Genomic DNA, 24,050 nt, shown 5'->3' with positions numbered 1-24,050 from the left:
GCCCACTCGCGGCGTGTCGCGCCGCGAGTGCCCACTGCGGGGACCGGGTTCGCGTGGTGGATCGCCCGATCGGGGTATATCGATCGGGTGGCCGGCGTCATGATCATGCGCCCGCTGCTTGTAGCGTGCGGTGACGCCCCGTGAAGAGAGGACATCAGGCATGCGCCTTGCGGTCATCCCCGGCGACGGAATCGGTCCCGAGGTCGTCGACGAGGCACTGAAGGTCCTCACCGAGGTCGTTCCGGACGTCGAGACCACCAACTACGACCTCGGCGCGGCCCGCTGGCACTCCACCGGTGAGCTGCTGCCGGAGACCGTGCTGACCGAGCTCAAGGGTCACGACGCGATCCTGCTCGGCGCCGTCGGCGACCCTTCGGTGCCCAGCGGCATCCTCGAGCGCGGGCTGCTGCTGCGGCTGCGCTTCGAGCTCGACCACCACGTGAACCTGCGCCCGGCGCGGCTCTACCCCGGTGTGCGCGGCCCGCTGGTCGGCAACCCGGAGATCGACCTCGTGGTCGTGCGCGAGGGCACCGAGGGCCCCTACGTCGGCACCGGCGGTCTCCTGCGCAAGGACACCCCGCACGAGATCGCGACCGAGGTCAGCCAGAACACCGCCTTCGGCATCGAGCGCGTCGTCCGTGACGCGTTCACCCGCGCCGAGCGGCGCCCGCGCAAGCACCTCACGCTCGTGCACAAGACGAACGTGCTCACCTACGCCGGCGCCCTGTGGTCGCGGATCGTGGAGGAGGTGTCGCTGGAGCACCCGAACGTCTCGGTCGCCTACCAGCACGTCGACTCGACCACGATCCACCTGGTCACCGACCCGGGCCGCTACGACGTGATCGTCACCGACAACCTGTTCGGCGACATCCTCACCGACCTCGCGGCCGCGGTCACCGGCGGCATCGGCATGGCCGCCAGCGGCAACATCGACGCCAGCCGCACCAACCCGAGCATGTTCGAGCCGGTGCACGGCAGCGCGCCGGACATCGCCGGGCAGGGCATCGCCGACCCGACGGCCGCGGTGCTCTCGGTCGCTCTGCTGCTCGACCACCTGGGTCACCAGGACTCGGCGCGACGGATCGAGGCGGCGGTCGCGTTCGACCTGGCCACCCGCGACCACAGCGCGACCGGCAACACCTCGTCGATCGGCGACCGCCTGGCCGCACTGGTCAGCAGCCGCGAGGTCGCGCCGTCGGCTCCGCTGCAGGGGCGCTAGGCACTCGCACACGAGAGGGGCGGCCGCGGAGATCCGCGGCCGCCCCTCTTTCGTGTCCGGTGGTCTCAGACGACGTTCGACTCGCCGGTCAGCAGCGCGACGCCGGCCCCGGCGAAGTTCTCCAGGTCGGCGACGGCGGCCTGGCCCTCGGGTCCGCCCATGCCCGCACCGAACGAGGCCTCGTCCGCGAACTCCAGCACGGCGACGAGGTGGTACGGCGGCTTGGCACCGTCCGGGCCGGGGCCCGGGCGGGCGACGGAGAAGCGCTGCAGGCCCGGCAGCTTCTTCGCGAGCGGCGCGTGCACGTTGTCGTAGTGCTTGTCGAACGCCGCCGGGTCCTCGGGGTGGTTGTACAGGGCGGTCAGCTGGTACACGGAAATACCTCCGGCGATCGGGCCCGCCCGCCTCGGTGCGGGGGGTCTGTGCCATCCCTAACGCATGACCGCCGCGCTGCCTACCGGATCCCACGATGTGGAACGACCGGCCGTGATCATCGTCGTCCCCCGCGCTATCGTGACCCGCGGGACAGGAGTGGCGGGCCACCGGCTGGGGGAACGGCGATGGGCGAGCGGCGACTGCGATGGCGGTGCCGGAGGCTGCTGCGCGACCTCGACGTCCGGCCACCGATCGACGTCACCGAGCTGTGCCGTCGTCTCGGCGCGCACCGGGGCCGGGAGCTGCGGCTGATGCCGTGGGAGCTCGCCGTCCCCGGCCCGTTCGGCGTCTGGTTCGAGACCGACGACGTCGACGTCATCGCCTACCAGTCCCGGACGTCGCGGGCCCACCAGGACCACATCGTCCTGCACGAGGTCGGCCACATCGTCGCCGGTCACGGCGGCGACTCCACGGCCGAGGAGGACGAGCAGATCCTCCCGGACGTGCCCGGCGGAGCGGGGAGCGCCCGGCGCCTGCGCCGGACCTGTTACGACGCGGCCAACGAGCGCGAGGCCGAGCTGATCGCGTCGATCCTGGGGGAGGGGATGGGCCTGCTGTCCGACGGCGGAGCGTCCGGTGTGGAGCCGGCCGGGTCCCGTGTGGACGGGTCGCTGACGATCCGCCCCGGCTGGTGGAGCTGACGCCGGTGATGCTCGTGATCACCGCGGTGCTCTGCGCCGGTGCGGTCCTGCTCTGGATCCAGACCTACCGCGCGCCGGAGAACGTCCCGATCCGGTTCTTCGCCCTCTCGATCACGCTGCTGTCGGTCGGCTCGGTGCTGCGCAACGCCCCGGGCGGCTCGCTGATCCCGGTACTGCCCAACAACCTGCTCAACATCGTCAACGCGTTCGTGCAGCTCTCGTTCTTCGTCAGCGTGCAGCTCGGCCGCCCCGGGATCCGGCGGATCCGGTGGGAGCTGGTCGCGGCCGTCGTGGCGTCCGCGCTGGTCGTGGCGGCCTACCTGTCCGCGCCGGCCGACGTCCGGCCGGTCATCAACGACACCGCACGCTTCGGGGACCGGACGCCGGTGTTCCTGTTCTCGGTCCCGGCGCTGGCGTACCTGGTCTACGCCGCCGGCTCGATCGCCTACCGCATCCGGCGGATCCTGCCGGTGGTGACGCGGCGGGTCCTGCGGATCAGCCTGGTGGTCATCGCGGTCGGCGCCGTCCTGCAGGTGCTCGGGGGCGCGATCGCGCTCGTCACGTCGACCCTGCGGTATACGGCCGGGCTCGGGACGGTGCCGGTGGACATGCGCCCGATCACCGGTGCGCTGGTGGTGACCGGGTTCCTCGCGCTGGTCGTCGGGGCGATCGTGCCGCTGGTCGACGGCGTGATCCGCGAGGTGCCGCGGATCCGGGCCCAGCGCGCGGCGCTGCGGACGCTGGAGCCGCTGTGGCGCGAGCTGCACACCGAGTTCCCGGAGCTCGCGCTGAAGATGCGGTCGCCGGGTCCGGGACGCGCCCTCTACCGCCGGGTCGTCGAGATCCGGGACGGCCTGGTGCTGCTCGGCCCGTACCTCGACGCGGCGGTGGCGCGGGAGGCCGCCGCGCGGGAACGCGGGGCCGGCGGGTCCCCCGACGAGGTCGCCGTGTCGGTGCAGGCCACGCTGGTCCGCGACGCGCTGCGGGCCCGGCGGGCGGGCGAGCAGCCGCCGGCGGAGGTCGTCCGGCTCGAGCAGGAGACGGCGCCGGGCGGTGGCACGGTGGACTGGCGCGACGACGCCGACACCCTGGTCCGGCTGGCGCGGCGCTTCGACGCCGCCGCGGTGCCCGGCTAGGGCTCGACGGTCCCGGAGTCGTCGGCCGTCTCGTCGCGGACGTTGGCGATGGCGTCGGCGATGGCGAGGAGCTGGCGCTGCTGCACCGGGTCCATCGAGCCGTACCGGGCGGCGATCCGGCGGACACCGCGGTCGCGCATGGCGTCGGAGAAGTCCTGCTCGGCGCGGGCCCGGTCGTCCCCGTCCGCCTCCGGCCCGGACCACGGCAGGTCGACCGGCGTCGTCGGGTCGAAGTAGGACAGCGTGATCCGGACGCCGAGCTCGTGCGAGAAGTACGTGCTCAGTGCCGTCAGGTGCTGCAGCGTGAGGTTGGCGCGCTTGCCGCGCTTGATCTGCCACAGGTACGCGCCGGAGATGCTGGTGCCGGTGTGGTCCCGGATGGACTCGGCGAGGCGCTCGGTGCTCGGGTTCCCGGCGGCGTCCATCAGGCGGGCCAGCTTGTCCGCGAGGTCGTACTGCCCGTCGCTCACGTCGCGTTCCTCCTCCGTCGCGGGTCTGACGATGATCAGATCACGCAGTCTACGGTGGTGCCCGGCGATCATAAACTGCTATAAAGGATCCGTTGGTTCAGCTCGGGGGGAACTGACCGACCGGGTGGTCCGGGCGGGGCTACGGCTGCGCCGGGGGGATGTGCGACCACCGGCCCGGTCCGGTCCCGGGCGGTCGTGTGGCGGGGGGTCCGCAACGGCCGTCCGGGCCGGACCGGCGTCCGCGGCGGAGCCCGGGGACGTCCACGGATAGGCTGCCCGGACCATGAGTACTCCTGCCCAGGTCCGGGTCCGGTTCTCCCCGTCCCCGACCGGTACCCCGCACGTCGGCCTCATCCGCACCGCCCTGTTCAACTGGGCGCACGCCCGGCACCACGGTGGGGCGTTCGTCTTCCGGATCGAGGACACCGACGCCTCCCGCGACTCCGCCGAGTCCTACGACGCGCTGCTCGACGCGCTGAACTGGCTCGGCCTGGACTGGGACGAGGGGCCCGAGATCGGCGGCCCGCACGCGCCCTACCGGCAGAGCGAGCGCGGCGAGTACTACGCCGACGCGCTGCGCCGCCTGGTCGACGCCGGCGAGGTCTACGAGTCGTTCTCCAACGCCGACGAGATCGAGGCCCGCCACCGTGCCGCCGGCCGCGACCCGAAGCTGGGCTACGACAACGCCGACCGGGACCTGACGCCCGAGCAGGTGGAGGCGTTCCGGGCCGAGGGTCGCGCGCCCGTCTACCGGCTGCGGATGCCGTCGGCCGACGTGACGTTCACCGACCTGATCCGCGGCGACGTCACGTTCCGTGCCGGGCAGGTGCCCGACTTCGTGCTCGCCCGCGGCGACGGCACCCCGCTCTACCCGCTGACCAACCCCCTCGACGACGCGCTGATGGGCATCACCCACGTGCTGCGCGGCGAGGACCTGCTCTCCTCCACCCCGCGCCAGATCGCGCTGCTGGAGGCGCTGCAGAGGGTCGGTATCGGGAACGGCCCACTGACGTACGCGCACCTGCCGCTCGTCACCGGCGAGGGCAACCGCAAGCTGTCCAAGCGTGACCCGCAGTCGAACCTGTTCGCCTACCGCGACCGCGGGTTCACCCCCGAGGGCCTGCTCAACTACCTGGCCCTGCTCGGCTGGTCGATCGCCGAGGACCGCGACGTCTTCACCCTCGACGAGATGGTCTCCGCCTTCGACGTCGGCCGCGTCTCGGCGAACGCCGCCCGCTTCGACCTGAAGAAGGCCGAGGCGATCAACGCCGCGCACCTGCGCCTGCTCGAGCCCGACGACTTCGCCGCCCGGCTGCTGCCGTACCTGCGGGCCGAGGGCGTCCTGGACGGCGAGCCGGACGACGCGCAGCGCGCGATGCTCACCGCGGCCGCACCGCTGGTGCAGGAGCGCAGCACGGTGCTCTCCGACGCCGCCCGGATGCTCGCGTTCCTCTTCGTCGACGAGGAGGCGTTCACGCTCGACCCGGACGCCGCGGAGAAGAACCTCGGCGCCGACGCCGCCCCGATCCTGCAGGCCGCGATCGCCGGGCTGGAGAAGCTCGAGGAGTGGACCACCGAGGCCGTCGAGACCTCGCTGAAGGAGTCCCTCGTCGACGGGCTGGGGCTCAAGCCGCGCAAGGCCTTCGCCCCGATCCGGGTCGCGATCAGCGGCCGGACCGTGTCCCCGCCGCTCTACGAGTCGATGGAGCTGCTGGGTCGTGAGCGGTCGCTGGGTCGCCTGGGGGCCGGTGTCCGGCGCTCCGAGGGCGTGGGTTAGAGTATGTCCATCACGGATTGAGGCACTCGCTCCGGAGCGATGAGCACCGGAGCACGAGACCAAGATCCATTGGGGTATGGTGTAATTGGCAGCACGACTGGTTCTGGTCCAGTTAGTCTAGGTTCGAGTCCTGGTACCCCAGCGGAAACGCAAGTTTCCAGCACATGGTTCACATGCCGCGGCCCCGTCGTCTAGCGGCCTAGGACGCCGCCCTCTCAAGGCGGTAGCGGGGGTTCGAATCCCCTCGGGGCTACACACGAGAATCCCTCACTCCGGTTCGGAGTGAGGGATTCTTGCTGTTCGGAGCGAGTAATGCTGGTGGCAGCCTGGCGAACGCCCGAGGCTGCGCTAGCAGGGATCTGACTAAAGCAGCTGCGCCTCGAGCCCGACTGCCGGGCGAGGTCTCCCGGCGCCGGCCACACGGAGGCAGCCGACGTCGTTGGTCAGTTGCCGCCTCCGCCGTTGCCTCCGTCGCCTCCCCCATTACCACCTCCGCCGCCGTTGCCCGGGGCACTGGCGGTCGTGGTGGGCGTGGGCTTCGGTGTCGTCGGTTTTGGGCTGGGAGTGGGAGGCGGAGTCGGGTTGGTGGGGACGACCACCGGCGGCACGACCGGTGCGGGAGTGTTCGGCTGAGGCTGTTGCGGCTGCTGCTGCTCCGTCGTGGGTTCGCTGGACTGCTGCTGCGACGGGTCACTGTTGGCTGTGGTCTGCGGAGCGGCGGGCGCGGGGGCCGGGGCGGAGGTCGTCGGCAGGGCCGGGAGGTTCGGCGTCGCGTTGCTGACGGTCTGCTCGTTCGGCCAGAACAGGACGGCGCCGATCACCGCGACGGCGGCGACCACACCGCCCGCGCCGATCAGCAGGGCGGGCGAGCGGCCGGCCCGCGGCGCGGGCTCGGGGGACAGGGCGGTGTCGCCGGCCCAGCCCTCACCGGCGTACCCGTCCGGCCCGTAGCCGTCACCCGGGTACCCGTTCGCGGGGTGGCCGGGTCCGTAGCCCGCGTAGCCGCCCGCCCCGAGGACGGGGAGCTGCTCGGTCGGAGGCTCGGCGGAGTCGTAGCCGTGCGGGACGTAGGCGGTCCCGGCCTGCGAGGGGTCCAGGTACTCCGTGCTCGGCTCGGCGGTCGTCCCGGCCGACATCCGGTCCGTCACCGGCTCGCCCGCGACACCGGAGGTGCCGGCGACACCGGCGGCGCCCGCCGCGGCTCCCGCACCGATCAGGCCGGTCGCCGCGCCCGCCGGCCATCCACCCGACCCCGACGCGCCGCCGTTGCCGCCTGCGCCTGGGACGCCACCCGGCGCCGCGGCGCTCGCGTCCGGTCCGGCCAGGGCCAGCGCGGCCCCCTTGGCGATGGCGTTCTTCGGGTCGGCGTCGACCGACACCGGGCGTCCGAGCTGCTCGGAGACCAGCTGGGCCACCAGCGGGATCCGCGAAGACCCGCCGACCAGCAGCACCGACGTCAGACCGGCCGGCTCGAGCCCGGCCGAGGCGACGGCCCGGCGCAGTGCGGCGACGGTCTCCTCCAGGGCGGGACGGATCAGCTCCTCGAACTCGCCGCGGTGCAGCCGCACCGAGGTGCCGGCGCCGCCGAGCCACATCGGGACCGCGACCTCGGTGTCGGCCGAGAGCGCCTCCTTGGCCTCGCAACAGTCCCGGCGCAGCCGCGCGACCGCCGCCCAGGTCTGCGGGTCGGACTCGTCGAGGCCGGCGAACGCGTCCGGCGCCGCGGCCCGGACGTGGTCGAACACGGCCTGGTCGAAGTCGACGCCGCCGAGGAACTCGATCCCCTCCGGGCGGCCGAGCAGCGTGAATCCGCCGCCGACGCCGGGTCCGGCGTCCTTGCGGACCACGGCGGCGTCGAACGTGCCGCCGCCGAGGTCGTAGACGGCGATCGTCGAGCCGGGCTCGACCCGCTCGGACCCGGCGTAGCAGAGGGCGGCGGCCTGCGGCTCGGCCAGGAACGTGACCGTCAGCCCGGCGGAGGCCAGCGCGGAGCCCAGCAGCTCCTTCTTGTGCGCGCCCCAGGACGCGGGGTGGGTGATCGCGATCCGGTCCGGCAGTGCGCCCTCGCGACGCGTGACCAGCTCGACGACGTGCCGCACGAGCAGCGCGGACAGGTCCTGCGGGGTGAACGGCTGACCGCCCAGGGACACCGGCGTCGGGTCGCCGAGTCGGCGCTTGAACTCCCGCGCCACCCGGTCCGGCTCGCCGACCGCACGCCGCTCGGCGGCCTCGCCGAACAGGACCGACCCGTCGCCGGACAGGAACACCACTGACGGGACGTCGACGGAGTGGTCACCGAGAGTGATCATCTCCGGTGTGCCCGGTGCCTCGGAACGACTGATCGCGGCAGCCGTCCTGGTCGTGCCGACGTCGATCCCGAGCAGGTAGCCCATCGTCTCCCCGGTACTTGCGCGCCCACGCCCGGCAGGACTGCCGGGTCCACGGCGACCTACGGTAGTCGGGCCCCGGCCACGATCGGACGGCAGGCGTCCACTGCCGCGCCGGGCACCCGGAGACCGGTGCGAGGGGTGCTCAGAGGCGGTGCTGCAACGCCTCCGCGGCGGCCAGGAGGTCGGCGGCCCAGCGGACGCCGGGGCGGCGGCCGATCCGGTCGACCGGGCCGGACACCGACACCGCGGCCACGACCTGCCCGGCGGAGTCCCGCACCGGCGCGGACACGCTCGACACCCCGGACTCACGCTCCGCGACGCTCTGCGCCCAGCCGCGACGGCGGACGTCGACCAGGACCCGGTCGGAGAACGTGGCGTCACCGAGGACGATGCGCTGGGTCGCCGGGTCAGCCCACGCGGCCAGCACCTTCGCCCCGGAACCGGCCGTCATCGGCAGCCGGGCGCCGACCGGCACGGTGTCGCGCAGCCCGCTCGGCGGCTCGGCGACGGCGATGCAGATCCGGTGGGTGCCGTCGCGGCGGTAGAGCTGCACGCTCTCGCCGGTGATGTCGCGCAACCGGGGGAGCACGGCGGAGGCGGCCTCGAGGAGCGGGTCCGGATGCCCGCCGGCGAGCTCGCCGAGCGTCGGGCCCGGGTGCCAGCGGCCGTCCGCGGCGCGGTGCAGCAGACCGTGCACCTCCAGCCCGACGGCGAGGCGGTGCGCGGTCGCCCGGGGCAGTCCGGTGCGGTCGCAGAGCTCGGCCAGTCCGCACGGTCCCTCGGCCGTCGCGCGCAGAACCCCCACGGCCTTGTCGAGCACGCCGATTCCGCTAGACTGTTCCACGCCTCGATACTAACGTCCCACGATCTGGAATGTCCATGTCGGTGGAGATCGTTTATACACCACCACCGGGGCCGACGAGCGGAGAAGGGAGGCGAGCGCCGTGTCCGAGAACGGAGGACGCACGCTGGCCGAGAAGGTCTGGGACCAGCATCTGGTCCGCAAGGGTGAGGGGCAGGAGCCCGACCTGCTCTACATCGATCTGCACCTCGTGCACGAGGTGACCAGCCCGCAGGCCTTCGACGGCCTGCGCCTGGCCGGCCGTCCCGTGCGGCGCACCGACCTCACGATCGCCACCGAGGACCACAACGTCCCCACGCTCGACGTCCTGGCGCCGATCGCCGACGAGGTCTCGCGCACCCAGGTCGACACGCTGCGCCGCAACTGCGAGGAGTTCGGGGTCGAGCTGTACCCGATGAACCACGCCGAGCAGGGCATCGTGCACGTCGTCGGCCCGCAGCTGGGGCTCACCCAGCCCGGCACGACCGTCGTCTGCGGCGACTCGCACACCTCCACGCACGGCGCGTTCGGCGCGATGGCGTTCGGCATCGGCACCTCCGAGGTGGAGCACGTGCTGGCCACCCAGACGCTGCCGCTCAAGCCGTTCCGCACCATGGCGATCAACGTCAACTCCTCCGACGGCACCCTGCGCCCGGGCGTCACCAGCAAGGACGTCGTGCTGGCGATCATCGCCCAGATCGGCACCGGAGGCGGTCAGGGCCACGTGCTGGAGTACCGCGGCAACGTCATCGACAACCTGTCGATGGAGGCCCGGATGACGATCTGCAACATGTCGATCGAGGCCGGCGCCCGCGCGGGCATGATCGCCCCGGACGAGACCACGTTCGCCTACCTGAAGGGCCGCGACCGCGCCCCGCAGGGAGATCAGTGGGACGAGGCCGTCACCGCGTGGCGCGAGCTGCGCACCGACGACGACGCCACGTTCGACAAGGTCGTCGACATCGACGCGGACGCGCTGACCCCGTTCGTCACCTGGGGCACCAACCCCGGTCAGGGCCTGCCGCTGAGCGAGAACGTCCCGGACCCGGCCGCCATCGCCGACGAGGGCGAGGCCGCCTCGACCCGCAAGTCGCTGGAGTACATGGGCCTCACCGCCGGCACGCCGCTGCGCGAGGTCCCCGTCGACGCGGTGTTCGTCGGATCCTGTACCAACGGCCGGATCGAGGACCTGCGCTCGGTCGCGGAGATCCTCGACGGCCGTCAGGTCGCGAAGGGCGTGCGGATGCTGGTCGTGCCCGGCTCGATGCGGGTCCGCTTCCAGGCCGAGGACGAGGGCCTGGACAAGGTGTTCACCGGCGCCGGGGCGGAGTGGCGCTCGGCCGGCTGCTCGATGTGCCTGGGCATGAACCCGGACCAGCTCGCCCCGGGCGAGCGCTGCGCGTCGACGTCCAACCGCAACTTCGAGGGACGGCAGGGCAAGGGCGGGCGCACCCATCTCGTCTCGCCGCTGGTCGCCGCCGCGACCGCCGTCCGCGGAACCCTGAGCTCTCCGGAGGACCTGGACTGATGGAACCCGTCTCCACCCACACCGGCATCGGGGTCCCGATGCGCCTGTCCAACGTGGACACCGACCAGATCATCCCGGCCGTCTACCTCAAGCGGGTCACCCGCACCGGGTTCGAGGACGGGCTGTTCTCGGCCTGGCGCAACGACCCGTCCTTCATTCTGAACCAGGAGCCGTTCTCCCGCGGGTCGGTCCTGGTGGCCGGCGCCGACTTCGGTACCGGTTCCTCGCGCGAGCACGCCGTCTGGGCACTGATGGACTACGGCTTCCGTGTCGTGATCTCGTCGCGCTTCGCCGACATCTTCCGCGGCAACTCCTCCAAGGGCGGACTGGTCGCGGCCGAGGTCGCCCAGCCCGACGTCGAGCTGCTGTGGAAGCTGCTGGAGAACGAGCCGGGCACCGAGGTCACCGTCGATCTTCGGGAGAAGACGGTGCAGGCCAAGGACATCACGGTCCCGTTCGACATCGACGACTACGCGCGGTGGCGCCTGCTGGAGGGCCTCGACGACATCGGGCTCACGCTGCGGCACGCCGACGCGATCGACGCGTTCGAGGCGACTCGCCCGTCCAGGATGCCGACGACCACCGGCTGATGACGCTGTGTGCCCGGTGAACGCCGGGCATCCAGCGTACGGGTGATCGTCGTCGGTGTGGCGACGACCACCCGTACGGACCTGTACCGCCGGGGGGTAACTCGCCGGGATCGGCCCCGCGGAACTGGTGTGGCCCTGGGAAAACCCTTACCGTCCGGGGTCATGAACAAGGCCCAACTGGTCGAGGCGTTGACCGCCCGGCTCGGAGATCGAAGAACCGCCGCTGCAGCGGTCGACGGAGTCGTCGAAGTGATCGTCGAAACGGTGGGTGCCGGTGACTCGGTCACCCTCACCGGATTCGGCGTCTTCGAGGCCCGCCGCCGTGCGGCCCGAGTGGCCCGCAACCCGCGGACGGGGGAGACGGTGCCGGTCGCGGAGACCGTCGTCCCGTCGTTCCGTCCCGGGGCGGCGTTCCGCGAGCGGATCGAGAGGAGCGACGCGGCGGCCGCCGGAGCGACCAGCGCGCCGCGCCGTCCACCGCGGACCGCCACCCGGACGACCCGGACCGACGGCGTCACCCAGATCGACACCGACGGATCCCGCACCGCCTCGGGCCGTAAGCCCGCGGCCAAGCGGGGCACCCGGGCGTCGCCGAAGGAGACGGCGACGTCACCGGCGAGGGCGGCGGGAACCTCGGCCGCCGACAAGGGGCCGACGTCGCAGGGCGCCACCGCGAAGTCCCCGGCGACGAAGTCCCCGGCCAAGAAGAGCAGCACCAAGTCCACCCCAGCCGCCGCCAAGAGCTCCACCGCGAAGACCAGCACCACCGCGAAGACCAGCACCACGAAGAAGGCTCCGACCCGGCGGCCCTCCGCCGAGAAGTAGGCACCACGCCGCGAGAACCACCCGGTAGAACCGCCCAGGACCCCGGCGGCCTCCGGATGCCGGACCGCGGCCCCCGCCTCGAGGATCAGCTCGGCGGACGCCGGTAGTAGTCGGCGAAGAGAAGCTCACCGTCGGATGCGAAGCCCAGCACCCACGTGCTCGCCTTGTGCGACGGCACCCCGTCCTGCGGCACCGCGACCGACCCCCGGTGCCCGTTGCCGCGCTCGGCGACGAGCAGCGCCTCCACCACGTCCGGGATCACCCCGCCCTGGCTGGCCACCACGCTGACCCCGGTCTCGGCGGCGAGGGCGCGGAAACGGGACAGGCCGGCGTCGGCGTCGTCCCAGTAGTGGTGCTCGCCCATCAGCGGCTCGTCGGCGGCGATCGTCAGCCCCGTCGACGCGGCCAGCGGCTCCAGCGTCTGACGGCAGCGCAGCGGCGGGGCGGTGCACATCCGGTCCGGGCCGAAGCGCGGCAGGAACTCCGCGAGCCGCTCGGCCTGGGCGTGCCCGGTGCCGGAGAGGGGGCGCAGGTCGTCGTCGCCGTTCCAGTTCGCGCGGTTGCCGGCCTTGGCGTGCCGGACGAACAGCACCGTCGACGACGGCACCCCGACCGAGGCCAGGCGCGCCACCAGCTCGGCGTCGTGCGGGTAGGTCAGCAGGTCCGCGGCCTGCGCCGGGGTGACCCAGCGCCGCTCGTCGGTCTCGGAGTTCGGTGTGAAGCCGTGGTCGGCGACGACCTCGGCGGCCCAGTAGTGCACGATCTTGGCGCCCTTGCCGGGGACCTCGTAGGAGGTGTGCGGTAGGCGACCACCCAGGCGGGCCCGCAGGCCCGCCTCCTCGAGGGTCTCGCGCAGCGCGGTCGCGGTCGTCGCCTCGCCCGGGTCCTGGTGGCCCTTGGGCAGCGACCAGTCGTCGTAGCGGGGGCGGTGCACGATCGCGACCTCGATGCCGCCCGCGCCGTCCCGGCGCCAGGGCACCGTCCCGGCCGCGACGACGTCGACGCCGGCCCCGGGGTCGACCGGGTTGCGACGGCCCTCGGGAGCGTCGGAGGTGGCGCTCATTCGCCGTCGCCGAGGCCCTTGCGGGACGCCATCAGCTCGACCTGGTGGTCACGCACGCGACCGGCGTCGGTGCCCGGCGGCGGTGAGGGCTCCCAGGTGCCGCCCGGTCCGAGCGTCCAGCAGCGGGTGGCCGGGTCCAGGCACGAGTCGAACACCGCGCCCAGCTGCTCGGCCAGGGCGGGGTCGGCGACCCGGAGCATCACCTCGACGCGGCGGTCGAGGTTGCGGTGCATCATGTCCGCGCTGCCGATCCAGTACTCGTCGGCCGCGCCGAAGTGCAGGACCCGCGAGTGCTCCAGGAACTGCCCGAGGATCGAGCGCACCGTGATGTTCTCGCTCAGACCGGGCTGGCCGGGGCGCAGCGCGCAGATCCCGCGCACCACGATGTCGACCGGCACACCGGCCTGTGAGGCCCGGTAGCAGGCGTCGATGATCGCCTCGTCCACCAGCGAGTTGGCCTTGAGCCGGATCCGGGCCCCGGTCTCGCCGGCGCGGTGCGCCTCGATCTCGTCGTCGATCCGGCGCAGGATCCCGCGGCGCACGCCGTAGGGAGCCACCAGGAGCGAACGGTAGGAGGTCTGCCGCGAGTAGCCGGTCAGCGAGTTGAACAGGTCGGTCAGGTCCGCGGCGATCGTCGGGTCCGCGGTCAGGACGCCCATGTCCTCGTAGAGCCGGGCCGTCTTCGGGTTGTAGTTACCGGTGCCGATGTGGCAGTAGCGCCGGATCTCCGAGCCCTCCTGGCGCACCACCATCGACGTCTTGCAGTGCGTCTTGAGGCCCACCAGCCCGTAGACGACGTGCACGCCCGCCTTCTCCAGCTCACGCGCCCAGCGGATGTTGGCCTGCTCGTCGAACCGCGCCTTGATCTCCACCAGCGCCACGACCTGCTTGCCGGCCTCGGCGGCGTCGATCAGCGCGTCGACGATCGGGGAGTCGCCGGAGGTCCGGTAGAGCGTCTGCTTGATCGCCAGCACGTTCGGGTCGGTCGCGGCCTGCTCGATGAACCGCTGCACGCTCGTGGAGAACGAGTCGTAGGGGTGGTGCACCAGCACGTCGCCCTCGCGCAGGGTGGCGAACACGCTGCGCGGGGTCTCCCGCTCGGCGAACGCGGGGTGCGTGGCCGGGCGGAACGGCTCGTCCTTGAGGTCGGGGCGGTTCACCCCGTGCACCTGCCACAGGCCGGTCAGGTCCAGCAGGCCGGGGACCGTGACGACGTCGTTCGGGTCGACGTCGAGCTCGCGCAGCAGCAGCTCCAGCACATGCTCGGACATCGTGTCGACGACCTCGAGCCGCACCGGCGGCCCGAACCGGCGACGGGCGAGCTCGCGCTCGAGGGCCTGCAGCAGGTCCTCGTCGCGGTCCTCCTCGACCTCGAGGTCGGCGTTGCGGGTGACCCGGAACGGGTGCACCTCGGCGACCTCCATGCCGGTGAACAGGTCACCGAGGTGCGCGGAGATGAGGTCCTCGATCGGCAGGAACGTGACCTGGCGCTGCCCGTCGCGGGCGTCGGCGCCGTCGGGGTCGACCACGACCAGTCGCGGCACGTTGTTCGGCACCTTGACCCGGGCGAAGCGCTCGGTGCGGCCCTCCGGGTCGCGGACGGTGACGGCCAGGTTCAGGGACAGGCCGGAGATGTAGGGGAACGGGTGCGCCGGGTCCACCGCGAGCGGGGTGAGCACCGGGAACACCTGCTCGGAGAAGAAGTCCGACAGGCGCAGGCGTTCGGCGTCGGTGAGGTCGTCCCAGCGCCGGATGTGCACGCCGGCGGCGTCGAGCTCGGGCTTGACCTCCTCGGCGAACACCTGGGCGTGCGCGCGGGACAGGGCCCGGCTGCGCTCGGCGATCCGGGCCAGCTGCTGGCGCGGGGTGAGGCCGTCGGCGCTGCGCACGGACAGGCCGGTGTCGTCGCGGCGCTTCAGCCCGGCGACCCGGACCATGTAGAACTCGTCGAGGTTCGAGGCGAAGATCGCCAGGAACTTCACCCGCTCCAGCAGCGGCTGGCTGGCGTCCTCGGCCAGGGCGAGCACGCGGGCGTTGAAGTCGAGCCAGGACAGCTCGCGGTTGAGGTAGCGGTTGTCCGGCAGCACGCTCGGCACGGGGCCGGTGTGCGCACCGGCCGGCGGAGCGATCGGCGAGGCGCCCAGCACGGCCGGGGAGACCGGGGCGCCGGGCTGGGTCGGGATGCGCGCCGCGGTGCCGTCCTTGTCCGTCTCGCCCGCCGCGCGGTGCACCGCGCTCGTCCGGCGCGCGGCCGGTCGGGGGGCGCGCCGTCCGCCGGGGGCGGGCCGAACCGGTCGGTCCCGTCGGTGCGTCGGCGCCGAGGACTCCGACGGGGTCGCGCCGGACGTGCCCGGGTCACCTGTCGCGTCGTCGTTCACCGGGCGATTGTTTCCTACTCCGGGCCCCGCGGCCAACGTGACCACGCGTCGACCGGGGGAAATCTTCGGCCGGTCGGTGGATCTTGGTCACAGGGGTCGGCCGTCGGCCTGGGGCTGCTCCCGGGCCGCGAGAACGGCCCGCGTGCGGGGCCCGATCCCGAGCGCGGCGGCCTGCTCGAGATCGGCGGTGACGTCGACGTCACGGCGCAGGCCCGGCCACTCGCCGTCGAGGGACTCCGCGCCCGAGGCCAGGTGCGCCGCAGCCGATCCGCGGCCGAAGTGCGGGTCGAGCTCGATGCCCGGTGCGGCGACCAGCAGGGTGGTGCCGGTACCGGGCTCGTCGGCGCAGAACGCCCTGGTCGCACCGCTGCCGAACAGCTCCGACGCCGCGTCCAGGGCACCGTCGAGCTGGTCCGGCCGCAGGGCCGGCAGGTCGGCCTGCAGCGCCGCGACGGCGCAGGCGGGCTCGTGCTCGCGCAGTACCCGGGCGCCGTGGCGCAGGGCCCCGTTGAGCCCCTTCGACGGGTCCGGGACGACGTCGGCGCCGAGGGCGCCGAGCTCCATCGCGACCGCCGGGTCGGAGGAGATGACCACGATCGACCCGACGCGCCGCGCGGCCCGGGCGGCGGTGACGGTGTCCATCGCCAGGGCCAGCGCCAGCCGGGTGTGGGCCGTGAGCGAACCGACCCCGCCGTCGGCGGCACCACGCAACCGGGTCTTGGCCACCGGCAGCGGCTTGACCGGCACCACGAGATCGACCCGGAATCCCCTGATCACCTGACCACTGTCCCACTTCCCGCGACGGCCGGTCGGCACGATCGCCCACGCCGGCCCGGGACGTCCACGGTTTCGGTCCGGCTCCGTGTGACGACCCGGCTGGACCAGCGTGCGGATCGCCCGTAAGACTCACATTCCCGACACGCACGAGGGCCCGTCATCGACGGGTCGTGAGGAGGCCGCCGGTGGCCCGCGAGAAGAGCGGATTCTGGATCTCCCTGGCCGCGACCGTGTTCTACCCGGTCGGCTACCTGACCGGGCGTCCGCGCTACGTGGGTCGTGAGCACCTGCCCGAGGTCGGCGGGGCGCTGATCGTCGGCAACCACATCTCGCACCTGGACCCGATCCACACCGCGCTGTGGCTGCACACCGCGGGCCGCACGCCCCGGTTCATGGCCAAGCACAGTCTCTGGTCGGTGCCGGTGCTCGGGCAGATCCTGCGCGGGTCCGCCCAGATCCCGGTCTACCGCGGCTCCGCCGACGCCCAGAACAGCCTGGCCGCGGGCACCCAGGCCCTCGCCGACGGCAAGACGGTGATCATCTACCCGGAGGGCACGATCACCAGGGACCCGGACGGCTGGCCGATGCAGTCCCGTACCGGCGTCGCCCGCCTGGCCCTGACGTCCGATGTCCCGGTCATCCCGACGGTGCACTGGGGGACCCGCGAGATCCTCGACGGCTACAACAAGAAGTTCCGCCCGCTGCCGCGCACGACCGTCACCGTCCACGGCGGGGACCCGGTCGACCTGTCGGCCTACCGCGGCCGCCCGATCGACGCGGCCTTGCTCCGCGAGGTCACAGACCTGATCATGACGCGCGTGCGTGATCTGCTGGCCGAGGTGCGCGGGGAGCCGGCGCCGGAGGGCTTCTACCGCGTCTCGAGGTCGCCGGACGCGACCGACCCGGGCCGCGGCGGACCGGCGGCCGCCCCGTGAGCGGGGCCGACCGCGGTGAGGCGGTCGACACCGTCAGCGGCGCCGGCGCGCCCGTCGCCCCCGCCCCACGCCCGGTCAACGAGCCGGTGCACGACCTGACGAGGATCGCGGTGCTCGGCGCCGGGTCCTGGGGCACGGCGTTCGCGAAGGTCCTCGCCGACGCCGGCCGCCACGTCACGCTGTGGGCGCGGCGCGAGGAGGTCGCCCAGGCGATCAACGCCCGTCACCGGAACCCGGACTACCTCTCCGGCATCGAGCTGCCGCACACGCTGACCGCCACCTCCGACCCGCGCGCCGCGCTCGAGGGCGCCGACGCCGTCGTGTTCGCGGTGCCGTCGCAGTCGCTGCGGGAGAACCTGGAGCGCTGGCGGGACCTGCTGCCGCCCGGCGTCACCCTGGTCAGCCTGGCCAAGGGCGTCGAGCTGGGGTCGCTGCGGCGGATGAGCGAGGTGATCGCCGAGGTCGCGCGGGTGCCGGCCGACCACGTCGCCGTCGTCTCCGGGCCGAACCTGGCCGGGGAGATCGCGCACGAGGAGCCGACCGCCACCGTCATCGCCTGCGCCGACCACGGTCGTGCCGTGGCGCTGCAGACCGCGTCCGCGACCGGCTACTTCCGCTCCTACACCAACACCGACGTGATCGGGGCCGAGCTCGGCGGCGCGGGCAAGAACGTCATCGCGCTGGCCGTCGGGATCGCGGCCGGGATGGGGCTCGGCGACAACAGCCGGGCCTCGCTGATCACCCGCGGTCTGGCAGAGATGTCGCGTCTCGGCGTGGCGCTGGGCGCGAGCCCGCTGACGCTCGCCGGGCTGGCCGGACTCGGCGACCTCGTCGCGACGTGCTCGTCCCCGCTGTCGCGCAACCGGACGTTCGGCGAGCACCTGGGGCAGGGCGCGAGCCTGGCCGAGGCGGAGAAGGCGAACAACGGCCAGGTCGCCGAGGGTGTGAAGTCCTGCGTGTCGATCTGCGAGCTGGCCGGGCGGCACGGCGTGGAGCTGCCGATCGTCGACGCGGTCCGGCGCGTGTGCCACGAGGGCATGTCCACGTCCGCGCTGGCCAAGGACCTCATCAGCCGGGCGCCGAAGCCGGAGTGACCCGCCGGTAGCGTTGCACCATGGACGACGGGACCCGGTGTGTGCGTGGCGGTACGGCCCCCGGGCCGCACCCGGTCGGCTCCCCGGTGCATCCCGGACCGGTGCTCTCGGCGACGTTCCATCTCGGCCTGCCGCACGACGCCGACTCCGGCGCCGACTTCTACGGCCGCGCCGACAACCCGACCTGGCGGGAGCTGGAGTCCGCGATCGGGGACCTCGACGGCGGCCCGTGCACGATCTTCGCCTCCGGGATGGCCGCCATCGCGGCCGTGATGCGCTCGTTCACCGGGCCCGGCCGCGGGGTTCTGCTGCCCAGCGACGGCTACTACGTGTCCCGGCTCGTCGCCGACGAGGACCTGGCCCCGCTGGGGATCGACGTCCGGACCTGCGCCACGGCCGGCGACTGGACCGCCGCGTTGCAGCATCGCCCGGCACCGGGGCTGGTGCTGCTGGAGACGCCGTCCAACCCGGGCCTGGAGGTCTGCGACATCCGCGCGATCGCCGAGGCGGCCCACGCCGTCGGGGCGCTGCTCGCCGTGGACAACACGACCGCCACCCCGCTCGGGCAGCGCCCGCTCGAGCTCGGCGCCGACCTGGTCGTGGCGAGTGACACCAAGGCACTGGCCGGGCACGGCGACGTGCTGCTCGGGCACGTCAGCGCGGCCGACCCGGTGCACGCCGAGCGCCTGCGCGCGGCCCGCACCCGCGGCGGCGCGGTGCCCGGGCCGATGGAGACCTGGCTGGCGCTACGCGGCCTCGGGACCCTGGACCTGCGTCTGGCCCGTCAGGCCGAGAACGCCCGCGCGCTGGCCGTCGCGCTGCGCGAGCACCCCGCCGTCACCGACGTCCGGTGGCCGGGGCTGGCCGACGACCCCGCCCACCTGCTGGCCCGGTCCCAGATGCGCCGGTGGAACGGCATCCTGCGTTTCACCCTGCCCTCGACGCACGCGGTGGGGGAGTTCCTCGACGCCTGCGAGCTCGTCGACTCCACGACCAGCTTCGGCAGCCTGCGCACCTGCGCCGACCGCCGTGCGCGCTGGGGCGACGCGGTGCCCGAGGGCCTCGTCCGGCTCTCGGCCGGGTGCGAGGACACCGCGGACCTCGTCGGCGACGTCCTGCGGGCACTGGACGCGGTCGTCCGCTGACCTCGGGCTCGGCTATCCCCGGGCCGAGGCGAACCTCCGCAGCGAGCCGCGCAGCTCGCCGGCCAGCGAGGGGGCCACGACCTGCAGCACCACCAGGAACACCCCGAGCACGAGCAGCGCCTCGCCGGCGAGCGAGGCCAGCCCGAGGGGCAGCGCGAGCCGGTCGGAGTGCACCACCAGGTGTTCGAGCGCCCCCACCGCGAGCACCGCCACCGTGCCGGCCACGACGGCCGGGACGAGCCCGCCGAGCACGTCGCGGACCCGCGCGCCGGTCACGTGCGCGGCGACCACGACGGCGGTCAGGCCCATCGCCACGTTCGCGGCCGAGACGGCCAGCCCCACCCCGAACAACCCCAGCGGGGCCAGGACCAGCAGGAACCCGACCGTCCCGACGAGGCTGACCGCCGTCGTCCAGTGCAGCAGGTGCGATCGGCCGCTGCCCTTGACCGCCTCGTCGGACACCGCTCCGAGGCCCTCGCCGAGGCCGAACCCGGCCATCGCGGCCAGGGCCAGGCCGGCGTCGCGCCACGGCTCACCGAGCAGCACCACCACGATCGGTTCGCCGAGCGCGACCAGGATCGCCGCCAGTGCCGCCGACGCCGTCCACACCACGGCCAGGGCCCGCCGGAACCCGGCGCGGAACCGCTCGGGGTCCCCGCTGATCCGGGCGAACGCGGGCAGCAGGACGTAGGACCCGATCTCGACGACGGCGGTGCCCGGCAGCATGCACAGCCGCCGTCCGTAGCGGTACTGGCCGACGGCGGCCTCGTCCAGGCGGCGCCCGACCAGCACCGTCTCGAACACCTCGCGCAGCCGCCACGCGGTGCCGTTGAGCACCAGCGGGAAGCTGAACCGGGCGAGCTCGCGCCACAGCCGCATCGTCGGCCGTCCGCGGCCGGGCCACCAGCCCCCGAGCGACCAGCTCAGGACGACCCACACGACGTACGACGCGTAGTTCGCGACGACGAGGCTCCACACCCCGAGCCCGCCGACCGCGCACCCGATCGCCACGCCGGCGTTGGTCAGGGCCACCGACGGGTTCACGATCAGCCGTCTGCGGAAGTCGAAGCGCCGCTGCATCAGGGCGTCCGGGACGACGGTCAGCGAGTGCAGCAGCGTCACCCCGGAGCCGGCGGCGGCGATCGTCGCGGCGGCCGTGCTGTCGAACACCAGTCCGATCAGCGGGGCGGCGGCGAGCGCGGCGAGGGAGAGCGCCAGGCCGGTCAGCAGCGACGCCCGGAAGACGGTGTCCGCGGCGTCCTCGATGTCGGTGGCGTCGCGCTGGATCAGGGCGACGGCCAGGCCGTCCGCGGAGGTCGAGATCAGAAACCCGGTCAGCACGGTGCCCGCCGCGAACAGGCCGATCTCGGCCGGGGTGAGGAGGCGGGCCAGCGTCACGATCTGCGCGAACGCGACGATCTGCAGCAGCGCGAACGTCCCGGCGGAGATGACGACCCCCCGGCGCAGGACCCGGCTCAGCGAGCCGACCGCGCCGCTCCCGCCCCGGGCCGCCGGGCCGTCCGGATCCTTCTCCGTCCTCACTCGCGGTCGCCCGAGACCACCGCGCGGGGCCGGGTGACCTCCGGGGCCGGCGATGGCGTCGGCGGGGGTGTGGCCCGGCCGGCGAGGTACGCGCGGCGGGTGGGTCCCGGTGCGACGGTGAGGGCGGCGAGGACGGCCGCGGTCCGCAGGTCGCGGCGCTGCGACCAGGCCCGCCGGGCCGACCGGCGCGCGGCCGCCACGTCGCCGTCGAGCAGAGCGACCCGGGCGCCGACGATCCCGCGGCGGTGCCGGCTGCGACGCAGCTCCCGCGCCAGCGCGGCGAGGTCCTCCGGCCGTCCGGACGCCGTCGCGTACCTCGTGACCACGGCCTCGCGCTGCTCCTCGAGGCGCAGCACCGAGCGGCCCCCGCGGGAGATCGACTCCGCCGCCTGGCCGTACCCGGCCAGACGGTCCGGGAGCAGGACCAGCCCGTACCCGGCCGAGGCGATACGCAGGAAGATCTGCAGGTCGGAGACGCAGGTCGTGTCGTCGTCGAAGCCGCCGAAGCGGTCCCAGACGTCCCGTCGCACGGCCCCGGTGTAATAGGGGCACGGGCCCTCGACCAGCTCGGCGAGGGTGAGCAGACGCTGCTCGTCGGGACGGTCGGCGCCGCTGCCCTGCAGGTAGGAGAGCGGCAGCCGCTCGCCGGTGGCCGCGGAGAACATCCATGCGTCGGGCAGCGCCGCGGCCACCTCGGGGCGGGTGTCGAGCACGGTGCCCAGACGAGCGCAGAAGCCCGGCTCCACGCGGTCGTCGCTGTGCAGCAGCGAGACGTAGCGCCCGCGCGCCACCGCGGACGCGGCGTTGACACCGCCCGCGATGCCCCGGTTGGGCTGGCGGACGAGCCGGATGCGCGGGTCGTGGGCGTACTCGCCGACGATGCGGGCCATCTCGTCGGACATGCCGTTGTCGACGACGACGAGCTCCCAGTCGGGGTCGGTCTGGGCGCGGACCGAGTCGATCATCCCGGCGACCCTGTCCTCGGTCCGGTAGGCGGTGGACAGGAAGCTGAACCGGGGTGCGCCGGGCCCGGACGCGACCGGCTCGGACATGGATCTCCTCCTCGACGGGGCCGGGAACGGGACACGTTTCCCAGGACCTCGCAGAGATCCGCCCGGCGTTACCAATTGTCCGGATTATTCTCGTTCGCCCGTAACGGTGGAGGCCTGATCCGCGACTCCCTGCGGACCACATCGGACGAACGAGGGGATTTCGGATGGCTCCGACGGGTGTGCAGGTGCTGAAGCGGGCGGCGAAGGACGCCGCCCGCGTCGTGGCCCCGCCGGCCCGCGTGGTGGTGCGTGGCGCCGTCACGAGATTCCCTGCGATCGGCCCGAGGGTCGCCGACTGGGGCTGGCTCTGGCAGCCGGGCTGGAGCCGGACCCACCACGAGCGGTTCTACGGCGCGGCCGAGGACCCCTACGGCTTCGACACCAAGCCGTTCGAGCGGATGAAGTACGACGAGCTGCTCGACGCGCTGCCCGAGGGCCGGTTCGGCCGGGCGCTGGAGGTCGGCTGCGCGGAGGGCGCGTTCACCGAACGCCTGGCCGATCGCTGCGACGTGGTGGTCGGCGCGGACATCTCCGAGGTCGCGATCGAGCGCGCCCGGCGCCGGTTCGCCGGTCGTCCCGGGGTGGAGCTGCAGCGCCGGACGCTGCCCCTGGACTTCCCGGACGGCGCGTTCGACCTGATCGTCTGCTCGGACGTGGTCTACCTGTGGGAGCGCGGCACCGTCGAGGTCGGCCTGCGGCGCATGATCGAGGCGCTGCGCTCGGGCGGGGCGCTGGCACTGCTGCACTACCGGGGCCGGTTCAACCAGCCGGTGCACGCCGACGAGGTGCACGACCTCGCGCTGCGCCTCGGCGCCGAGGCCGGTCTCGTCCACCCCACCGGCTACGTGCACGCCGACGTCGGCCCACACGGCTCCGGGTTCCGGGTGGACGTGCTCGTCCGCCCGGCCTGATCCGGCCCGAGTCCCGGCTCTCTCTCGCGGTACGTCCCGATCCCGCGGCCCGGGCGCCGGCGTCGGCCGGCGGCCGGGTCCGTGTCAGCCCGCGGCCGGGGTGACGGCCGACTCGCCGGCCGCCGCGCTGCCCGGAGGGAGCGCGACCGGCCGGGCGTGGACCGTCGAGTAGACGTGGCGGACCACGCCCGGCGCCAGCGCGAGGCCGGCCCGGATGGCGGCCGTACGCAGGTCCCACCGCTCCCGCAGGGCGTCGTCGCAGGCCCGGCGGGCGCCGGTGACGTCGCCGTCGAACAGCGCCACCCGCGCCCCGACGACGCCGCGGCGGTGCCGGCTGCGGCGCAGCTCACGGTCCAGCGCGGCCAGGTCCTCGGGGCGACCGGACTGCCGCGCGTGCCGGGTCACGACGACCTCGCGCTGTGCCTCCAGCGCCAGCACCGATCGTCCGCCGCGCGACATCGACTCCGGCGCCTGGCAGTAGCGGCCGAGCTTGTCCGGCACCATCACCAGGCCGTGTCCGGCGCCGACGATCCGCAGGAAGATCTCCAGGTCGGCGACGGCGACGGTCTCGGCGTCGAGCTCGCCGTAGGAGTCCCAGACCTCCCGGCGCACCGCGCCGGTGTAGTACGGGCAGAGACCCTCGATCAGCTCCGCGAGCGTGACGAGGTGGTTCTCGTCGGGGCGCGGGGCGCCCCAGTTCTCCAGGTACGACTTCGGCAGCTGCTCGCCGGTGGTGGAGGAGAAGAACCACGCGTCGGGGCAGACGGCGTCGATCTCGGGCCGGGAGTCGAGCACCGCGCCGAGGCGGGCGCAGAACTCCGGCTCGACGTGGTCGTCGCTGTTCAGCAGGCTGACGTACCGGCCGCGGGCAGCCTCGGACGCGGCGTTGATCCCGCCGGCGGCACCGCGGTTGGGCTGGCGGACGAGCCGGATGCGCGGGTCGTGGGCGTAGCCGCCGACGATGCGGGCCATCTCGTCGGACATGCCGTTGTCGACGACGACGAGCTCCCAGTCGGGGTCGGTCTGGGCGCGGACCGAGTCGATCATCCCGGCGACCCTGTCCTCGGTCCGGTAGGCGGTGGACAGGAAGCTGAAACGGGGCACGTCCGGCTCGGCCATCGGTGGGTGCCTCCTACGCCGTCGTCGGGGCGGGCTGGACGCCGCTCCACTCAGGAATCGGCGTCCCGGTCACGACGTTACGGTGACCACCGTCGCAAAGTCGTCCGTCCTGCGTAACGGGTCACCGCCGATCGGCGACGCACGGGTGGGAACGTCGTGATCATGTCGGGAGGTCGTGGTGG

The 24,050-nt window shown here is 73.5% G+C and carries 21 protein-coding genes and 2 tRNA genes; 13 read left to right on the top strand and 10 right to left on the bottom strand.

The features are described from left to right. Window positions 1-160 precede the first annotated feature (160 nt). Window positions 161-1,219: a 3-isopropylmalate dehydrogenase gene (locus EV383_RS24040; RefSeq protein WP_130292033.1), complete on the top strand. Its 1,059-nt coding sequence runs from the start codon at window positions 161-163 to the stop codon at window positions 1,217-1,219. A gap of 65 nt (window positions 1,220-1,284) precedes the next feature. Here EV383_RS24040 and EV383_RS24035 read toward each other — a convergent pair whose 3' ends face one another. Beyond that, on the bottom strand, window positions 1,285-1,593 hold the full coding sequence (locus tag EV383_RS24035; RefSeq protein WP_130292032.1) for an EthD family reductase: 309 nt from the start codon (window positions 1,591-1,593) through the stop codon (window positions 1,285-1,287). A 186-nt stretch (window positions 1,594-1,779) separates the two neighbouring features. Between EV383_RS24035 and EV383_RS24030 the strand changes: the two genes are divergently transcribed. Both EV383_RS24030 and EV383_RS24025 read left to right on the top strand, forming a co-directional pair. Then, complete coding sequence (locus EV383_RS24030; protein ID WP_130292031.1) at window positions 1,780-2,295, top strand: hypothetical protein; 516 nt, start codon at window positions 1,780-1,782, stop codon at window positions 2,293-2,295. After that, the gene (locus EV383_RS24025; protein WP_130292030.1) at window positions 2,286-3,431 is read left to right on the top strand and encodes an MAB_1171c family putative transporter; all 1,146 of its coding nucleotides are present in this window, start codon (window positions 2,286-2,288) and stop codon (window positions 3,429-3,431) included. Before EV383_RS24030 ends, EV383_RS24025 begins: the two co-directional genes overlap by 10 nt. Here EV383_RS24025 and EV383_RS24020 read toward each other — a convergent pair. Further along, entirely contained in the window at window positions 3,428-3,901 is a 474-nt protein-coding gene (locus tag EV383_RS24020; protein ID WP_130292029.1) for a hypothetical protein, read from the bottom strand. The genes EV383_RS24025 and EV383_RS24020 overlap by 4 nt on opposite strands. Before the next feature lie 283 nt (window positions 3,902-4,184). Here EV383_RS24020 and gltX point away from each other — a divergent pair, with 283 nt between their 5' ends. From gltX to EV383_RS24005, 3 genes are all read left to right on the top strand, one after another. After that, window positions 4,185-5,678 (top strand): glutamate--tRNA ligase, encoded by a 1,494-nt coding sequence (gene gltX / locus EV383_RS24015; RefSeq protein WP_130292028.1) that lies wholly within the window; start codon window positions 4,185-4,187, stop codon window positions 5,676-5,678. A gap of 70 nt (window positions 5,679-5,748) precedes the next feature. Next, a tRNA-Gln gene (locus tag EV383_RS24010) sits at window positions 5,749-5,820 on the top strand. Window positions 5,821-5,858: 38 nt separating this feature from the next. After that, a tRNA-Glu gene (locus tag EV383_RS24005) sits at window positions 5,859-5,931 on the top strand. A 190-nt stretch (window positions 5,932-6,121) separates the two neighbouring features. On the opposite strand, the gene EV383_RS32765 is transcribed toward EV383_RS24005, so the two are convergent. Continuing rightward, on the bottom strand, window positions 6,122-8,071 hold the full coding sequence (locus tag EV383_RS32765; protein WP_130292027.1) for an Hsp70 family protein: 1,950 nt from the start codon (window positions 8,069-8,071) through the stop codon (window positions 6,122-6,124). 139 nt (window positions 8,072-8,210) lie between these two features. Next, on the bottom strand, window positions 8,211-8,912 hold the full coding sequence (locus EV383_RS23995) for an IclR family transcriptional regulator (protein WP_130292026.1): 702 nt from the start codon (window positions 8,910-8,912) through the stop codon (window positions 8,211-8,213). A 100-nt stretch (window positions 8,913-9,012) separates the two neighbouring features. On the opposite strand from EV383_RS23995, the gene leuC reads away from it, so the two are divergent. The 3 genes from leuC (at window position 9,013) to EV383_RS23980 (ending at window position 11,852) form a co-directional block, all read left to right on the top strand. Then, on the top strand, window positions 9,013-10,437 hold the full coding sequence (gene leuC, locus EV383_RS23990) for a 3-isopropylmalate dehydratase large subunit (RefSeq protein WP_130292025.1): 1,425 nt from the start codon (window positions 9,013-9,015) through the stop codon (window positions 10,435-10,437). Continuing rightward, window positions 10,437-11,027: a 3-isopropylmalate dehydratase small subunit gene (leuD, locus tag EV383_RS23985; RefSeq protein ID WP_130292024.1), complete on the top strand. Its 591-nt coding sequence runs from the start codon at window positions 10,437-10,439 to the stop codon at window positions 11,025-11,027. The genes leuC and leuD overlap by 1 nt, the downstream gene beginning before the upstream one ends. Before the next feature lie 162 nt (window positions 11,028-11,189). Further along, window positions 11,190-11,852, top strand: coding sequence for an HU family DNA-binding protein (locus tag EV383_RS23980; RefSeq protein WP_130292023.1), 663 nt, complete (start codon window positions 11,190-11,192; stop codon window positions 11,850-11,852). 85 nt (window positions 11,853-11,937) lie between these two features. On the opposite strand, the gene EV383_RS23975 is transcribed toward EV383_RS23980, so the two are convergent. The 3 genes from EV383_RS23975 to cofC form a co-directional block, all read right to left on the bottom strand. Further along, complete coding sequence (locus EV383_RS23975) at window positions 11,938-12,915, bottom strand: NUDIX hydrolase (RefSeq protein ID WP_207223642.1); 978 nt, start codon at window positions 12,913-12,915, stop codon at window positions 11,938-11,940. Next, window positions 12,912-15,293: an RNA degradosome polyphosphate kinase gene (locus EV383_RS23970; RefSeq protein WP_130292022.1), complete on the bottom strand. Its 2,382-nt coding sequence runs from the start codon at window positions 15,291-15,293 to the stop codon at window positions 12,912-12,914. Before EV383_RS23970 ends, EV383_RS23975 begins: the two co-directional genes overlap by 4 nt. 87 nt (window positions 15,294-15,380) lie before the next feature. Beyond that, window positions 15,381-16,070 (bottom strand): 2-phospho-L-lactate guanylyltransferase, encoded by a 690-nt coding sequence (gene cofC, locus EV383_RS23965; protein ID WP_242623278.1) that lies wholly within the window; start codon window positions 16,068-16,070, stop codon window positions 15,381-15,383. 185 nt (window positions 16,071-16,255) lie between these two features. On the opposite strand from cofC, the gene EV383_RS23960 reads away from it, so the two are divergent. The 3 genes from EV383_RS23960 to EV383_RS23950 all read left to right on the top strand — a co-directional run bounded on the left by EV383_RS23960 (window position 16,256) and on the right by EV383_RS23950 (window position 19,244). Continuing rightward, window positions 16,256-17,005 carry a lysophospholipid acyltransferase family protein gene (locus tag EV383_RS23960; RefSeq protein ID WP_130292021.1) on the top strand — a complete coding sequence of 250 codons (750 nt, stop codon included), beginning with the start codon at window positions 16,256-16,258 and terminating at the stop codon, window positions 17,003-17,005. 95 nt (window positions 17,006-17,100) lie between these two features. Continuing rightward, on the top strand, window positions 17,101-18,099 hold the full coding sequence (locus EV383_RS23955; protein ID WP_130294917.1) for an NAD(P)H-dependent glycerol-3-phosphate dehydrogenase: 999 nt from the start codon (window positions 17,101-17,103) through the stop codon (window positions 18,097-18,099). Between the two features lie 20 nt (window positions 18,100-18,119). Continuing rightward, on the top strand, window positions 18,120-19,244 hold the full coding sequence (locus tag EV383_RS23950; RefSeq protein WP_130292020.1) for a cystathionine gamma-lyase: 1,125 nt from the start codon (window positions 18,120-18,122) through the stop codon (window positions 19,242-19,244). A 12-nt stretch (window positions 19,245-19,256) separates the two neighbouring features. On the opposite strand, the gene EV383_RS23945 is transcribed toward EV383_RS23950, so the two are convergent. Both EV383_RS23945 and EV383_RS23940 read right to left on the bottom strand, forming a co-directional pair. Continuing rightward, window positions 19,257-20,786 carry an oligosaccharide flippase family protein gene (locus EV383_RS23945; protein ID WP_130292019.1) on the bottom strand — a complete coding sequence of 510 codons (1,530 nt, stop codon included), beginning with the start codon at window positions 20,784-20,786 and terminating at the stop codon, window positions 19,257-19,259. After that, on the bottom strand, window positions 20,783-21,838 hold the full coding sequence (locus EV383_RS23940) for a glycosyltransferase family 2 protein (RefSeq protein WP_130292018.1): 1,056 nt from the start codon (window positions 21,836-21,838) through the stop codon (window positions 20,783-20,785). Before EV383_RS23940 ends, EV383_RS23945 begins: the two co-directional genes overlap by 4 nt. Before the next feature lie 164 nt (window positions 21,839-22,002). Between EV383_RS23940 and EV383_RS23935 the strand changes: the two genes are divergently transcribed. Further along, complete coding sequence (locus tag EV383_RS23935) at window positions 22,003-22,749, top strand: class I SAM-dependent DNA methyltransferase (protein WP_130292017.1); 747 nt, start codon at window positions 22,003-22,005, stop codon at window positions 22,747-22,749. Between the two features lie 84 nt (window positions 22,750-22,833). On the opposite strand, the gene EV383_RS23930 is transcribed toward EV383_RS23935, so the two are convergent. After that, entirely contained in the window at window positions 22,834-23,868 is a 1,035-nt protein-coding gene (locus EV383_RS23930) for a glycosyltransferase family A protein (RefSeq protein ID WP_130292016.1), read from the bottom strand. Between the last annotated feature and the right edge of the window lie 182 nt (window positions 23,869-24,050).

The sequence above is a fragment of the Pseudonocardia sediminis genome (assembly GCF_004217185.1).
Lineage (GTDB): Bacteria > Actinomycetota > Actinomycetes > Mycobacteriales > Pseudonocardiaceae > Pseudonocardia > Pseudonocardia sediminis.
This window is presented reverse-complemented; position numbering and strand designations above follow the sequence as displayed.

Excerpts from the sequence above, each read along its gene's own strand:
- EV383_RS23980 (WP_130292023.1), top strand. The coding sequence starts at position 11,190 with ATGAACAAGGCCCAACTGGTCGAGGCGTTGACCGCCCGGCTCGGAGAT.
- EV383_RS23975 (WP_207223642.1), bottom strand. The coding sequence starts at position 12,915 with ATGAGCGCCACCTCCGACGCTCCCGAGGGCCGTCGCAACCCGGTCGAC.
- EV383_RS32765 (WP_130292027.1), bottom strand. The coding sequence starts at position 8,071 with ATGGGCTACCTGCTCGGGATCGACGTCGGCACGACCAGGACGGCTGCC.
- EV383_RS23950 (WP_130292020.1), top strand. The coding sequence starts at position 18,120 with ATGGACGACGGGACCCGGTGTGTGCGTGGCGGTACGGCCCCCGGGCCG.
- EV383_RS23940 (WP_130292018.1), bottom strand. The coding sequence starts at position 21,838 with ATGTCCGAGCCGGTCGCGTCCGGGCCCGGCGCACCCCGGTTCAGCTTC.
- leuD (WP_130292024.1), top strand. The coding sequence starts at position 10,437 with ATGGAACCCGTCTCCACCCACACCGGCATCGGGGTCCCGATGCGCCTG.
- EV383_RS24040 (WP_130292033.1), top strand. The coding sequence starts at position 161 with ATGCGCCTTGCGGTCATCCCCGGCGACGGAATCGGTCCCGAGGTCGTC.
- gltX (WP_130292028.1), top strand. The coding sequence starts at position 4,185 with ATGAGTACTCCTGCCCAGGTCCGGGTCCGGTTCTCCCCGTCCCCGACC.
- EV383_RS23935 (WP_130292017.1), top strand. The coding sequence starts at position 22,003 with ATGGCTCCGACGGGTGTGCAGGTGCTGAAGCGGGCGGCGAAGGACGCC.
- EV383_RS24030 (WP_130292031.1), top strand. The coding sequence starts at position 1,780 with ATGGGCGAGCGGCGACTGCGATGGCGGTGCCGGAGGCTGCTGCGCGAC.
- EV383_RS23930 (WP_130292016.1), bottom strand. The coding sequence starts at position 23,868 with ATGGCCGAGCCGGACGTGCCCCGTTTCAGCTTCCTGTCCACCGCCTAC.